The 13,931-nt window shown below is 37.2% G+C and carries 20 protein-coding genes; 10 read left to right on the plus strand and 10 right to left on the minus strand.

Annotated elements, in window-relative coordinates; all coding sequences use genetic code 11:
* Window positions 1-202: 202 nt before the first annotated feature.
* Complete coding sequence (locus tag FT993_RS03865; protein ID WP_147861229.1) at window positions 203-1,084, minus strand: FRG domain-containing protein; 882 nt, start codon at window positions 1,082-1,084, stop codon at window positions 203-205.
* Between the two features lie 664 nt (window positions 1,085-1,748).
* Here FT993_RS03865 and FT993_RS03870 point away from each other — a divergent pair.
* The gene (locus FT993_RS03870; RefSeq protein ID WP_147861230.1) at window positions 1,749-2,666 is read left to right on the plus strand and encodes a DsbA family protein; all 918 of its coding nucleotides are present in this window, start codon (window positions 1,749-1,751) and stop codon (window positions 2,664-2,666) included.
* Between the two features lie 69 nt (window positions 2,667-2,735).
* On the opposite strand, the gene nfsB is transcribed toward FT993_RS03870, so the two are convergent.
* Complete coding sequence (gene nfsB, locus FT993_RS03875) at window positions 2,736-3,401, minus strand: oxygen-insensitive NAD(P)H nitroreductase (protein WP_255504415.1); 666 nt, start codon at window positions 3,399-3,401, stop codon at window positions 2,736-2,738.
* 87 nt (window positions 3,402-3,488) lie between these two features.
* Here nfsB and FT993_RS03880 point away from each other — a divergent pair, with 87 nt between their 5' ends.
* Window positions 3,489-3,887: a helix-turn-helix domain-containing protein gene (locus tag FT993_RS03880; protein ID WP_147861231.1), complete on the plus strand. Its 399-nt coding sequence runs from the start codon at window positions 3,489-3,491 to the stop codon at window positions 3,885-3,887.
* A 495-nt stretch (window positions 3,888-4,382) separates the two neighbouring features.
* Here the strand turns inward: FT993_RS03880 and FT993_RS03885 are convergent, their stop codons facing one another.
* From FT993_RS03885 to FT993_RS03895, 3 genes are all read right to left on the minus strand, one after another.
* Window positions 4,383-4,481: a DUF1697 domain-containing protein gene (locus FT993_RS03885; RefSeq protein ID WP_147861232.1), complete on the minus strand. Its 99-nt coding sequence runs from the start codon at window positions 4,479-4,481 to the stop codon at window positions 4,383-4,385.
* Window positions 4,482-4,506: 25 nt separating this feature from the next.
* Window positions 4,507-4,788, minus strand: coding sequence for a hypothetical protein (locus FT993_RS03890; RefSeq protein WP_147861233.1), 282 nt, complete (start codon window positions 4,786-4,788; stop codon window positions 4,507-4,509).
* 752 nt (window positions 4,789-5,540) lie between these two features.
* Entirely contained in the window at window positions 5,541-5,693 is a 153-nt protein-coding gene (locus FT993_RS03895) for a YqaE/Pmp3 family membrane protein (RefSeq protein WP_147861234.1), read from the minus strand.
* A gap of 179 nt (window positions 5,694-5,872) precedes the next feature.
* On the opposite strand from FT993_RS03895, the gene FT993_RS03900 reads away from it, so the two are divergent.
* The 5 genes from FT993_RS03900 (at window position 5,873) to FT993_RS03920 (ending at window position 9,434) form a co-directional block, all read left to right on the plus strand.
* Window positions 5,873-6,784 (plus strand): YafY family protein, encoded by a 912-nt coding sequence (locus FT993_RS03900; RefSeq protein ID WP_187240748.1) that lies wholly within the window; start codon window positions 5,873-5,875, stop codon window positions 6,782-6,784.
* A complete protein-coding gene (locus tag FT993_RS03905; protein ID WP_147861236.1) occupies window positions 6,784-7,626 on the plus strand; it encodes a YqiA/YcfP family alpha/beta fold hydrolase in 843 nt (280 codons plus the stop codon). The genes FT993_RS03900 and FT993_RS03905 overlap by 1 nt, the downstream gene beginning before the upstream one ends.
* A 108-nt stretch (window positions 7,627-7,734) precedes the next feature.
* On the plus strand, window positions 7,735-8,259 hold the full coding sequence (locus FT993_RS03910; RefSeq protein WP_147861237.1) for a DUF421 domain-containing protein: 525 nt from the start codon (window positions 7,735-7,737) through the stop codon (window positions 8,257-8,259).
* A 2-nt stretch (window positions 8,260-8,261) separates the two neighbouring features.
* Entirely contained in the window at window positions 8,262-8,873 is a 612-nt protein-coding gene (locus FT993_RS03915) for an FMN-binding negative transcriptional regulator (protein WP_147861238.1), read from the plus strand.
* Between the two features lie 6 nt (window positions 8,874-8,879).
* On the plus strand, window positions 8,880-9,434 hold the full coding sequence (locus tag FT993_RS03920; protein WP_147861239.1) for a hypothetical protein: 555 nt from the start codon (window positions 8,880-8,882) through the stop codon (window positions 9,432-9,434).
* 12 nt (window positions 9,435-9,446) lie between these two features.
* Here FT993_RS03920 and FT993_RS03925 read toward each other — a convergent pair whose 3' ends face one another.
* On the minus strand, window positions 9,447-9,830 hold the full coding sequence (locus tag FT993_RS03925) for an MgtC/SapB family protein (protein WP_147861240.1): 384 nt from the start codon (window positions 9,828-9,830) through the stop codon (window positions 9,447-9,449).
* Window positions 9,831-9,923: 93 nt separating this feature from the next.
* Entirely contained in the window at window positions 9,924-10,067 is a 144-nt protein-coding gene (locus tag FT993_RS12270; RefSeq protein WP_187240749.1) for a hypothetical protein, read from the minus strand.
* 169 nt (window positions 10,068-10,236) lie between these two features.
* On the opposite strand from FT993_RS12270, the gene FT993_RS03930 reads away from it, so the two are divergent.
* From FT993_RS03930 to FT993_RS03940, 3 genes are all read left to right on the plus strand, one after another.
* A complete protein-coding gene (locus FT993_RS03930; protein WP_147861241.1) occupies window positions 10,237-10,500 on the plus strand; it encodes a SemiSWEET family sugar transporter in 264 nt (87 codons plus the stop codon).
* Window positions 10,501-10,595: 95 nt separating this feature from the next.
* Window positions 10,596-11,270 carry a guanitoxin biosynthesis heme-dependent pre-guanitoxin N-hydroxylase GntA gene (gene gntA, locus FT993_RS03935; protein WP_147861242.1) on the plus strand — a complete coding sequence of 225 codons (675 nt, stop codon included), beginning with the start codon at window positions 10,596-10,598 and terminating at the stop codon, window positions 11,268-11,270.
* Between the two features lie 17 nt (window positions 11,271-11,287).
* Window positions 11,288-11,872, plus strand: a complete 585-nt coding sequence (locus FT993_RS03940) for a DUF1989 domain-containing protein (RefSeq protein ID WP_147861243.1) — start codon at window positions 11,288-11,290, stop codon at window positions 11,870-11,872.
* Between the two features lie 37 nt (window positions 11,873-11,909).
* Here the strand turns inward: FT993_RS03940 and FT993_RS03945 are convergent, their stop codons facing one another.
* The 3 genes from FT993_RS03945 to FT993_RS03955 form a co-directional block, all read right to left on the minus strand.
* Window positions 11,910-12,656 carry a flavodoxin family protein gene (locus FT993_RS03945; RefSeq protein ID WP_147861244.1) on the minus strand — a complete coding sequence of 249 codons (747 nt, stop codon included), beginning with the start codon at window positions 12,654-12,656 and terminating at the stop codon, window positions 11,910-11,912.
* Window positions 12,657-12,780: 124 nt separating this feature from the next.
* Entirely contained in the window at window positions 12,781-13,446 is a 666-nt protein-coding gene (locus FT993_RS03950; RefSeq protein WP_255504416.1) for a hypothetical protein, read from the minus strand.
* A gap of 29 nt (window positions 13,447-13,475) precedes the next feature.
* Window positions 13,476-13,895 carry a PH domain-containing protein gene (locus tag FT993_RS03955; RefSeq protein ID WP_147861246.1) on the minus strand — a complete coding sequence of 140 codons (420 nt, stop codon included), beginning with the start codon at window positions 13,893-13,895 and terminating at the stop codon, window positions 13,476-13,478.
* Window positions 13,896-13,931 lie beyond the last annotated feature (36 nt).

Raw genomic sequence — 13,931 nt, forward strand, 5'->3', positions numbered from 1 at the left:
TTTTAGCGTTGGATTTGTGTTTCGGAAAAAACCGAAAGTGCTAAAATGTGCGGTGGGTTTTCAGCTTGTGGGTAACGTGTTTGGCTATGGTTTCGTTACGGAATGGTACGCGAGTATCATTCCGCCGTAACCATAAATTTAGCAAAAAGGCTTGAAATTCCGATTAGGAATTTCAGCCGTAATGAACTATAGCCGTTGTTAGCTACAGTTTTTTCATTTCGTTGTTTATTCCGTCAATAAATTCGGTCACATCATCATTTTGAGACAGAATTAATCTTTCTTTATCTATTCCACGAGCCTTTAGTTCTCCAAATATTATTTTTTTTGCTTCAGCCTTGACTCTGACTCTTACTATCATATTTTTCCAAAAATCTTTTTTGTTCAAAGGTATATCTATGTCCGAGTTGCTTGACGCAAAAAGTCGACCGTGTTGTCTAAACAATCTAAATTGATAAGTTCTTTGGTCAATATCATCGATATAAGTTGGTACATTACAAACAAAAGATGAATCTAATTCATATGGATTGAAATTAGGGTAAAGTGATTTTTCGTAATCAGACGTTTCATTGAGGATAAAGTCGTGAGGTACAAGCAAACCCCAAAACTGACCATCTGAATTTTCGTGCTTATCCGAAGGTTCTGATAGAAAATAAGCAGAACTTAAGCTCGAAGTGGATAAATCAATTAAATTGGTTTTAACTCCTGCGTGTTGAGCTTGAAATAGTAAGTCCCAATCTTTTCCATAAGGTTCTTTACTATGTTTAAATAATTGATTTTCGCCATATTTTTCAGTTACCCTTTTCTTAAAAATTTCAGCTCCATTTTTTTCAATTCCACGAGCCTTACTTAAATCAATTTCTTTTGAGAATGGTGGTCTAAATATTCCTGGTAATATATCCCAGCCATAATTTTGTTCACCTCTGTAATGTGGCATTACAGGAAATCCCTTTGCAATTAATTCCACATTTATTTTTATCAATTCATCGTGGAAGGTTTGAAAGTCAGCTAAATTATTTAATTCAAAACTTTCTAATGGTTTGAGATATTTCTTGTTTATATATTCCGAAATTTGATAATAGTTCATTGGTTGGTCAAAATTGTAGCTAACTGGTTATATCGAGTCAAATATACACTTTTATTGGTTAATATTTCCGGATAAAGATACTTTTTAATAATTAATATAAGAGTAGTAAAACAATTTAATTTTATAATTATCAATCAAAAAATTAGTACAAACTGCTTTACCTTGCTTAATCAACCCTTGTCAATAGTCAGACCTAACTATACTAGTCCTTCCCCCCTGCCCTTCGATTTTAATTTAGTATTATAAATATCTTAATTATTTTACTTCATTCCAATATTATTATAGTCAAACCAATCCGTAAAAACCGCGTAAACAAAGCCTTTAATCTTATAAAGTTAAAAAAAAATGATAAGCACAAGTCGAGTTGAATTTGTTGGGCTTGGCAAATAGCTGCCCTTTAGTATAATGAGCAATCCGATTGGAAACCTTAATGATCAACATAAATCAATAAACCCATAATGATATAATGAAATTGCACCCCAAAAATCAATCGTTTTAATTGTTTATTCAACCTATAGCTCAACCCGTGTTTTCCTTAAATACTATTAGAAATTATAAGATGAAAACAAATCTATATTACAGGTGAATCATAGTTTAAGCCAAGGATGCGCTTCATTAAAAAAATGACTATTTTTAATTTTTAATAAAAAGAAGAATTTTAACAATGAGAGAGGCAAAAAACCAACTTTTTTGCAATCCGCAAACGGGTGTCTGTTCCATACAATCCGATGAAAAATCTTACCCCACTCCTATTCTTCCGCTTAAAGCGGATAAAAAAATCAAGGTAATCTATTTTACAGATCCTATTTGCTCGAGCTGCTGGGGCATAGAACCTCAATTGCGTAAATTAAAATTAACCTATCCTCACCTAATCGATATCGATTATAAAATGGGCGGATTGTTACCCAATTGGAACTACAATGCGGGAGATATTAGCGGTCCGGCCGATGTTGCCAAGCATTGGGATGAAGCAAGCCTTCACTATCAAATGCCAATAGATGGTGATGTATGGCTAGAGCAACCTTTAGACTCATCTTACCCTCCTTCTATTGCATTCAAAGCTGCACAAGCCATAGATCCAGATAAGGCAATTGCCTTCTTGCGCTATTTAAGGGAAGCAGTATTTCTAAAAAAACAAAATATAACATTAGAGATAACTTGGCACCAAGCTGCACAAAAAGCAAATTTAGATGAGCTTAAATTAAAAGCCTTAATTCATTTCGGTCAAGCCGAAAAAGCATTTCAAGAAGATTTGACCTTGGCACAACAATTGGGTATTCGCGGATTCCCTAGTTTGCTCTTCCTTAACCAACAGCAGCAACAAAAAATGATTTATGGGGCACAAGATTTTACTGTTCTTGAAAATAGCATTAAAACTTTAGTTCCTCAAGCTAAAGCACAAAATTACCCCAAAGATCTGGCAAGTTTAAGCGCAATATTCAGCTCGCTTTGCCCTAAAGAATATGCAGTTTTGGCCAACATTAGTTTAGCCCAAGCTCAGGACGAACTAGACCAGGCTTATCAACAAGAAAAGATGCATCGCTATATTACAAAAAATGGCAATTGGTATGCTAAAAAATAAGCCGTACCACAGCTATAAAAAAAAGCTGCTTTCAACACAAAAGCAGCTTTTTTTTGAAGATTTTAATCTTTATACTATATCAAACAAAGTGTCTTCGCTTAATCTAGATTTGGGTAAAGCGGCGTTAAAATCGTCTTGCGCCCGGTAGCCCAAACCAACCATAACCAAAGCCGTATAACCTTGCTCACGCAAACCAAACTCCTCGTCTAAGGCCTTCATATCTATTCCTTCCATAGGCACGGCGTCTATCCCTAAACTGGCGGCTCCCAATAAAAAGCTGCCTAAATTTAAATAAACTTGTTTTTCCATCCAATGCTGAGCATCCTTTAAGTCAAACCGGTGAATATCGGTAAATAGTTTTTTCGCGCCTAATTTTTGAGCTTTTAAATCGCTATTGGCAAATCGGCCATCGGCATCTTCTTTTTCGGTCACTTGCTCTAAGTACCCGTGATCAATATCGGTTTTAGCACAGAATAAAATCACATGCGAAGCTTGCTTCACCTTGGCAGCATTAAAACTAAAAAACCCTGCAGTACCTTTAGCCATACGCTCCTTGCCTGCATCGGTCTTGGCGATAACAAAATGCCAGGGCTGCGAATTGATAGACGAAGCACTCATACGCAGTAAATTCTTTAACTGCTCTTCATCTTCGGCGCTTATCTTTTTATTTTCATCGAATGATTTGGTGGCGTAACGCCAGTTCATCAGGGCTTCTAAATTCATTTCTTTTTGCATAACAATTTTTTATCTTTACTATAATTTTTATAGCTGCAAAACCAAATATAGTCAACTACATTTGCAATACCGGTCAAAAAGTATAGTATGGAACACGAAAAAAATCAACAGTTACAGGATTTTGTTTATCAGGGTAAATCGTACCCCTGCTGCACCAGTTTAACCATGGGACTTATTGGAGGCAAATGGAAAACCGTAATTATTTACCATTTACTACAAGGCCCTTTACGTTATAGCGAATTGCGCCAACAAATGCCACAGGTAACCGAGCGTACATTAAGCTTACAGCTTAAAGCGTTAGAAAAAGACCAATTAATCAAACGTAAAGTATACCACCAAAAGCCACCTTTAAAAGTGAGCTACAGCTTAACCGATTTAGGAAAAACACTTGAGCCCCTTATTCTGCAGCTGGCCCAATGGGGTGAGTTGGTCATGCAAAACCAAATCTTAAAAGATCAAGCCCAAACAGAGAAAAATAAATTGTAAAAGCTCCCCTAATGTTAATTTGAGAAATACCTTAAATTACCCTATGATTTAAGCCAAGAAGGCTTGTATTTTAAGTAGGCTGCGCCAGTTTCAGGCGGTGCATTTACTGCCCAATTGTTTCTCTAAAAATTAAAGATCTAACTTAGAGCGATGCGATACACCCTCGTAGCGGATATAAAGGACACGATATCCATACACTAACCGATCTGGAGCAAATTTTTCTTCAAACGGATTTAAGGGCGCTTGAAGCGGAACAGATTTTTGAACAAAACAAACGTGCAACTGCTTGTGATCAAAATCCTCATCTACACAAGGATTTTCGGCAACTACTTGATTCTACATATCGGCATCACGCACAATCACCGGTATTTTAAATGGGTAATGAGCCGCTAGGCTGGCACTTAAGTCTTGCTCTATTTGAAGGCTAGAAACATCAGACTGAAATAGCTAATTTCCGCTTTGCAAATAGGTTTTAATGTCTAAATATCCTACATCTCAAGCAATTTTCTTTAAATCTAGCATAGGCACAGGGCGGTGGCCTCCCGCTTTGATACCGCGCAACAGCGCAATCTTTTTATCTTGTACCCTACTCATAGTAAGTTTAAAATTTTAAAATTCTTTATTTTCTTCGGTAACTAGCCTCAGCAAAGAGCTGATACACTTCTTTAATTTTGATATAATCTTGCACTACCCAAGTGTCATCCTCTGGCTGGTAACGGTAATGGCTTTTCCCTTGTTCTCCGCCTTTTTCTTTCCAATAAACCAAAAGTTCGTTTTCATGCAAATGCCCAGTGAGTTCTAATTGCTTCCCTCTGCTATCAAACCACTGTCCGTTTATTTTACCCGAATCGTCCCACTGGTAAAAGGTACGAGCTGCCATGCCGTTTTGAACCTCATTCATTTTATTTTCAAATGCTAAACTATAGAATTTACCTCCCCAATGCTTATTCGTTACGATAGCTAATATACCTACTCTACAACCTCAGTAGATGAGTTACCTAAGGCTCTAGATAGCCTCTTAAAAAGATGGGAAACTAATTTTAAACACGATATACCCGATGCAAATTCGCTTTTTAGGTGGTTTACTGCCGATACAACCTTTTTAAACAGAAGTGGCCCAGAGGCATGGTTGCAGTCAATTCCGGAGGCTTTCCCAGATGCTTTCAAGGCATTACAATTATGGATGCAACAACAGCGACGCTCGCTTTTACAAGAACCTGATGAACCAGAAAAAGCCCCTCACAGTACTATCTAGCTAATTACAACGAATTAATATTGCTTCGGCTAAACAACAAATGCTATAAATTAAGTAGATTTATACTTTAGCGATAGTTCCTCGTTTGCCTTAGTCTCAGGCCGGCTTAGAATAGGCTACGCATACATTTTTTCATAAAAGTTATGCTTACCGCCTGTTCTTTCAATTGCCTAGCAGACTTGCATCGGCTATCGTAAAAGATCAAGAGTATACAGCTTCAAGCCTAAACCTATAAAAAAGGTCTAGGCAACACCTTTAACTTGTGGTTTTATCTTTTCGCTTAAAGCGGAATTTTTGTCAGAATACCAATCCGCCTTAGCCAAATAGCATATCAAACGCAGGACCTACTTTGCCTAAACTCCTAGCCTATTAATTCATAACTGCGCAATGCCTTCTATTTAATCGTTCACAATAAAGGCGTGAATCACCCCTGGCAACCAACCAATCAAGGTTAAGACTAAATTCAAGAAAAAAGTGCCGCTTAAGCCATGTTTTAAAAATACGGCTAATGGCGGAAGTAAAATATTTAAAATAATGGTTAATAAAGACATAATCGTTTCTATTTAGTATAAAGGATTAGTAATTTTCACCAAATTATAAAAAGAATAAAGCATAATACGTTAAAATTTAGCCTATTAAGATTATATTAGCATTATCTAATGAGGAAAAATTTGAAATTTCAAAAGAGCTTCGACATCAAATGTCGTTCTCTTGCACTAGTTTTACGCCTATGAGTAAATACATTATTTCCCGGCGCATACAATATATTATGCAATTTATTCGAGATCGTCACTATCCTAGCAAAGAGGCCATTTTAGAATACTTGGCCCTGCGCGATTTTGAAATTTCGGCGCGTACCTTAGAACGTGACTTTGAAAAAATCAAAACCGATTTTGGGTTAGAACTTTGTTATAACAACCATCAACAGGGGTACTATATAGATACCGAAAAAAGTGTTAAAGCCGATTCTTTTTTTAAATTTCTCGAATTGCTTAATTTGGGAGACGTTTTTAGAGATGGCTTGCAAAATCATCACGAACTCCTGGATTATGTAGTTTTTGATGATTCGAGCCAACTTAAAAACATTGAGAATCTAGCGCCTATATTGCAAGCTTTTAAACTCGATTGCGATCTGCATTTTACCTACAAAAAATTCAGCCAAGAGCAGCCGAGTCAAAAACACATCAGACCCTTATTGCTTAAAGAATACCTTAACCGTTGGTACCTCATCGGGGTTCCTCAGGGTAAAAACCAAGTGCGCACCTATGGGGTAGAACGTATGCAAAACCCACGTGTGGGTAAGTTAAGCACTACCCCGAGAAGCCAATATCAAGATCAATTGCAAAAGTATGATCGGGTGGTTGGGTTGTTTGCCACCGATGAGCAACCTCAAGAAATAAAACTCAAGGTAACCAATAAGCACGCTCAATATCTTGCCAGTTTGCCGCTTCATCATTCCCAACGTATTCTACCGGCAACAGAATCGGGTTACCAATTTGTTAACCTAACACTGGTGCCCACGCATGAGTTAGATGGTCAAATACTAAAAATGAGTATGTACACAGAGGTCATTGCCCCCAAAAGCTACCGCCAACATATACAGAACGAAATTGAAAAAATCTATAAAAAATACCAGGACTAATGAAACTTTTATATCTCCACGGACTCGAAAGTAAATTAAGCGCGCCTAAACGTGCCTTTTTAGAAAAATATGCAGAAGTAATTGCTCCTAGCATCGATTACCGTGAAAATGCATCAGTAATTAACCACTTGTACCACCAATATCGTGATCAAAATATAGATCTTGTAGTAGGTAGCAGTATGGGCGGTTTTGTAGCTTATCACTTAAGTGCAATGCTTAATAGGCCCGGCCTATTATTTAATCCGGCCTTGGTAAGAAGAAGTCTAGATCAAGAAATTCCCCAAGAAATCCCAAAGCACGAATCCTTATTGCATTTTACTTTAGGTGCCGCCGATACGGTAGTGTCGGCTCAAGAAAGTTTACAATTCATCGCTCAAAAACTTCCTAATAAGACCTATTTTAGACTGCAGCTTATAGCCGACTTAGCTCATCGTATCCCATTGAAAGTATTTCAAAATTCTGTTCATCATTTCTTTACGGATTTGCGTTTTACTCCCAAAAAGCATTTGTTTTTAGATGATATACGCGACCCGCAACATGTTTATCCCGCACCGCTTTGTAAAGATTTTGCCGTGGTACGTAGTGTTGAAGCTTTTAAGCAACACCTGCTTCGGTTTGGTTTACCCGATTTTATAAGTTTTGATAACGATTTAGGTCTAGCCGATAACGGCCAAGTGGCTCCCGATGGCTATGCAGCCGCCAAGTGGTTGGTTTACGAATCGGGTATAGACCTAAGCGAATTACAGTTTGCAGTACACTCGGCCAACCCCATTGCTGCCGAACAAATTCAGGGCTTACTAGACAATTATTTAACTTTTATCAAAAACAAGCAAAAATTATAAATTATTGCTAAATAACAACATATAAGTATTAATTTATTATTAATAAGTATAGGGTGAACTCCTTTTCTGGTTAACTTTCAACAAATAAAAATCAAAAAAGATAATCCTATGAAAAGCTGGTTCGCAACCGATATTAAAACCCTAATCGCCATCGGCATTAGCACTTTAGTAATTTATTTGGTAGTAATTGCTTTCACAAGAATTTTTGGTAAACGCAGTTTCTCTAAAATGTCAAGTTTTGATTTTGCCATGACCATCGCCGTGGGTTCGATTATTGCCTCTACACTACTCTCCCAATCGGTGAGTTTACTCGAAGGTGTTTTTGGGTGTTTCTTTATTTTCCTTTTTCAATTTCTTATCGCACAACTACGGCGCTACCAATCCGTGCAAACGGCTATAGACAATACACCTTTATTGTTGATGGATAAGCAAGAAATTTTAGATAACAACTTAAAAAAAGCAAGAATAACCAAAAGTGACTTACGCGCCAAATTAAGAGAGGCAAACGTTTGCCGACTGAGCCAAGTTCGGGCGGTTGTTTTTGAAACTACTGGTGATATTTCTGTATTGCACACCAATCAAGAGGATTTAGAATTAGAAGATTGGTTACTTAAAGATGTCAAAAATCAATAAATATGTATTACCCTAAAGCTTATCAAAAAAAAGACAAATCCTACATTTTTGACTTTATAAAAGCTTATCCTTTCTGCAGTATGGTTATTCAAGGCGAAGAATTACTGGCCACCCACATTCCCATTATGCTTGATGGAAATGCAGATGCGTTTAAGCTAATAGGACATATAGCCAAAAGCAATCCGCAGTTTGAATATTTAAAATCAGGTACCGAGGCACTTTTTATTTTTCAAGGTCCACAAGCTTATGTCTCCTCTTCTTGGTACCCCCATAAAGACATCAGTACTTGGGATTATAGTGCGGTTCACGTAAACGCCAAACTATTTCCTCGTAGTCAAAGGCAGCTTGAAAAAGATTTAAAAATACTGGTAAACCATTTTGAAAGTCGACAAGAAAATCCTTTGTACTATGAAGATTTACCAAGGAATTTAATCGAAAAACATTTGCCATTGATTTTAGGCTTTCAAGCCATTCCGTATAAAATACAAGCAATAGCCAAATACCATCAAAAACAATCGCAAGAGACTCAGATAGAGGTCTGTAAACATCTTTCAAAAGAGAAAAGTACAAAGGAAGTAGCCAAAGCCATTAGCAATGAAAACCATTTAAAATAAAGGACTATGCAGCATTTTATCAATAAAAATAAAGGCCCCATAAGTGGCGGCTTAGTTGCTTTTATTTTTATTGGTTTGGCGGTATTTATACTAGGAAACCTATCGGGCTACGAGGCTAAGCAGCTGTTGAATACCTCGATGTCTGGTATTAATATGTTGTGCAATACCATTATTTTAGCATCGGCAACTATTTTGGCTTTATTGCTTACCCTTTTAGGTATAAGTACAAGTACCAAATCGCGCTTAAAGAATCAACACTATGTACAAGTTTTAAATATTGCTAAGTTGGTAACGGTATTGTTTGTGGTCACTCTAATTGTTTTTCAGTTATTCAATATCCCTATAACCGAAGCAGAAAATTTGCCAACAGCCTGGTTCAGTTATATTTATTGGATCTGTTTGTTTTTTTCTTCGTTGCTAAGCGGTACCTTAATTACAGTTATACTTTTATTATACAAAACGGTAACCAACATCATTAAAATTGTGGGTTTAGGAAAAGATCATTACTTATTATCAGATGAAGAACAAGAAGATATTGAAAATACGAATGAGGATGCTTAAGCTATAGAATTACTACTCTTTGTGAGCCGACTTCTTTTTATCTATTTTTCTATTCAACAAGCCAAAAACAAGATTTACCAATACCACCATGCAAGTAAAAACTCCTAATACCGCATAGAAGCCGAGTCCTGCTAAACATCCTGCAGCCGCACTGCACCAAATGGTAGCAGCTGTAGCCAATCCTACTACTTTATCCTCTCCATTTTTAGGCAAAATTACACCAGCACCTAGAAATCCTACGCCAACAATAATTTGCCCTAAGACTCGGGTAAGATCGGTGTCTGAGAAATCGGCAAAAACCAAAGAGGCCATTATAAAAACATTAGCGCCTAATGCCACTAAAACATTGGTCTTTAAGCCTGCATGTTTCCCCTTTAACTGGCGTTCTAACCCCATTAAAAAGCCAGCTAAAATAGCCGCTAAGTCATTTTAAAAACAGTATCACATCCAATTCTAATTCTAAAGGCATAGGCAATTTAATAGGGTATTTTAAAAACCAAATAAATTCTTCATCTGTTCCCAAAGCGATTTATTAGCATGAGTATCCTCGCCTTTAGAATGGGTTTCCCCTTCATACTTTTCTTGCAAACTATCTTCATTTACGGCATGTTTTTCATCTTGTTCCATCATCATTTCATTTTAAATTGATTACTAAATTATAGGATAGCAAGACAATCTCACCGGTATTTTAGAATTCCTTAAGAGCTGTTTAACTAGAATTTAATAGCCTTAATAGCTACTATATCAACAATTTAATTGAAATTGTATATCCTTAACGATAAACCTTTAATCCCAAAATGCAATGGATTGGCTAACTTTTCTAGGGTTGGTTGCTGGTGTGTGTACCACCTCAGCAATAATACCACAATTGTATAAAGCATGGCGAAGCAAAAAAGTAGCCGATCTCTCTCCTAAGATGTTCTTTATTTTAACAATGGGAGTAGGTTTATGGACGGTTTACGGTGTATTACGTGCTGACCTTGCTATTATATTAACCAATGGAATTTCGTTTTCCCTAAACGCTGCTATGCTAGTATTGTACTTTAGGTACCAAACTAAAATTTAAAATCAGCATTTGTTAAACTAGTTTAAGGTTTGTTTAATTATCTGTTAATTCGATTACTATATGAAAATAGAATACCTAATTTAAAAAAAAAGCTTATGAATTCAGAGAAACAAACCGACCAAAATTCAAATAAAATCTATAAAAAAGCTTTCCGTAAGTTTATAGTAGACAATAATCACCCGTGCATAATGGCCCATAGTGTTCATCAAACTCAAGGTTTGTTTCTTAGAAGTTATACCGACTTCGACACGCAAAGCAATGCACACCAGCTGGTAACCGATTTAAAAGAATACATCCAGCAATACGATTTTGATGATAATCAAATTGCTAGTTTTATTGCAGTATTTCCAGAATTTAATTTTAAAGATGAAAAATCTTTTGAGCAAGCGCTTTGGCAATTCCTCAACCAAATACACCAAGCTGATAATGCTAATTGGGATTCAAGCGTTTCGGCAGATCCGGCGAGTAACAACTTTAGTTTCAGCATTGCCGGTAGGGCATTTTATATAGTAGGAATGCACCCGCGTAGTTCAAGAAAGGCCAGGCAGGCACCCTATGTGAGTATCGCTTTTAACCTGCACGCTCAATTTGAAAAATTGCGCGAAATGGGAAGTTATGAAGTGGTCAAAAAACGAATTCGGAAAAGAGATAAGGCATTACAAGGGTCAATCAATCCGGTCTTAGCCGATTTTGGTGATGCTAGCGAAGCACGCCAATACAGCGGTAGAAGAACAGAAAAAAATTGGAAATGTCCTTTCCATAAAGCTTAAATACAAAAATAGACAGTATGACAAAAAAAATACCTGAACAGTCGGGAACAGCTTTTCAAATAAAAAAAGGAGAATATTTAAAGGTAATTGATCCCAAGGGGCAGCAAGTAAGCGATATGGTACTTTTTAATGCAAAAGACCCGCGGGAAAAATTATCATCTGGGAAAAGTTTAGACTTTGAAGAAAATATTTTCTTAACTACAGGCAATCAACTGTGGTCCAATAGAAGTCAGCCGATGATGAAAATAGTAGAAGACACCAATGGGCGTAATGATTTTTTGCTCGCTCCCTGTAGTCCAGAGACCTTTGAGATTATGTATGACTATGAGGGCTACCACCCCAGCTGTTTTGAGAACCTATATACCAACTTAGCGCCATTTGGCATAGAGCCTGATCAAATTCCGAATGCTTTTAATATCTTTATGAATGTTCAAGTAAAAGAAGATGGGCAAATAAGCGTGGAACCCCCATTAAGTAAGGCGGGAGATTTTATTCTCTTTGAAGCGAAAATGGACTTGATTGTGGGGCTGACAGCCTGCTCTGCCGAAGACAGTAATGGCGGTACTTTTAAACCTATACATTTTGAAATTTTAACGGCATAAAAATTCAATGCATTTAAATTAAAGTGATGCAATCCGTTTACCGGTACTCAGGATTGTCAAAATTCCAGCGTTTGCCTTCATCCCAAGCTTTTTTATTGTTGCCGTAGTTGCTGTATCCGCCTTGAGCTTGAATCATTTGCGCTAGATGCAATAAATTATAGGTCATAAAAGTAGTATTGCGCTGGGTAAAATCGCTATCAAAACCTGCAGGCTGATTGAGGCTTTGGTCCTGCCACTCGGTATCGCCATAGCTTGGGCCGGGTCCCACTTCGCCAATCCATCCCGCATCGGCTTGGGGCGGAATGCTGTACCCTATATGTTGTAAAGCATACAATATATCACGCGCACAATGTTTTAAACCGTCTTCATTGCCATTAACCAGGCAGCCACCTACTTTGTTGTAATAAATATATTGCCCGCGATCGTTAGTCATACCACTTAAGGCATACAAGCGTTCGATTAATTTTTGAGCTACCGATGATTTTTCACCTAACCAAATAGGGGTACCCACAACCAAAATATCGGCGGCAAGTAGTTGTTCTTTTAGCTGTGGCCACTCGTCTTGTTCCCAACCATGTTCGGTCATATCGGGATAAACTCCAGGCGGTACTTGATGGTCTACCAAGCGTATATATCGCAGCTGTACACCTTCTTTGGTCATAATATCCATAGCTTGACGCATCAAGGTTTCGGTATGGCTGGCTTGTGGCGATTTCTTTAAAGTACAATTGATAAAAATGGCTTTTAGCTTGGTAAAATCCGGGAATTTTTGAGCGGACTGCATAAGTTTATATTTAAAAAGATGAGCAATTAATAACGCCTAAATAGTCTATACAAGGCTTTAAAATATTAAATATAAGCATTTTAAATGAGCATCTTCACCAAAATTCAGTCTATAAACTATTTATTCATTTGGTTTTAATAGTTGGTTTTTTATTTAAATAGGCCTTCATAAAGTAACCGAATAGCAATCCGCCCAACGTCCAGATTACAACACCCATCCCTAAGCTAACTGCTGTTATTTTTCCGCCGGTAAAATAAGGATACAACACACTCATAAAAACAAACATAAACGCGCCCCAACTTAAACCGGTTTTTACCCAATTCTGGCTTTTAAATTTTTGAGAGACCTGCGCTAAATTTAAATTTTCATAACGCGCAGGTTGTTGTGCCAACCATTTGGTTTTCAAGCGTTTTTTAAATCCGCCCCAGAGCGGGAAACTAATAGCCAAAATCAAAAAGGTAAATACATTCATTAGGCAAGGAATGATTTGCTGACAATTAGGACAGTATAAGCCGAACCAGTTTTTGAATAGCGTAGCATTCGGGGACGCCCAAATGCGAGAATCATGTAGACTATGGCAATGCGGACAAGGCACATAAGAACGCTCTACCAGCGGTTTATCTTGGGTTTTATCTACCAAACTGACTTTGGGTACGCGCTGCCCTAAAATCAACTCATTGATCACAAGTCCAGGATTGATACACCAATGCAACATCGACCAATGTTTCCATGTGTAAACCTTATAATGTTCTTTGTCAAATTTCATAGATTGATATTCTTTAGCACTCATTTTAGCTATAGTGCTTAAATTATTGTTGGTTAAATTTCACTTTTTATATTCGGATTAATCGCTTGTAAAGCGGCTACGAAGGCTTTGGCTTGCTTAGGCGATACAATCAACTCATCGTAGCGGTTATAACAAACCACCAAGCGTTTAAAAGATGGCGCTGGTGCCGATAATATGCTTTTGGTAGGTTTTACTAAAGTAATTTGCGCAATGGGTATAGCGGGGTAACGTATCCAACCGCTGCGCACGTGCAAGCTATCGCCTACTATTGTATACCGCGTAAATAAAAACAAATGCAATATAAAAGCTTCCAGTAAAAGCATAAAAACCAATAAGACCCAAAACCAATCTTCCCAAGCTTGGGTGAGTAAGGGTGCCATACACGTAAGTATTGATAATACTACTAAGGCGAGCAACCCATAAGAAACTTTGGCATGAAAAACCTGCTGCATATTAACCACAATTAATGCCTAAAAATAAAAGTTTTT

It is taken from the genome of Mesonia sp. HuA40 (assembly GCF_008017835.1).
Taxonomy (GTDB): Bacteria; Bacteroidota; Bacteroidia; order Flavobacteriales; family Flavobacteriaceae; genus Mesonia.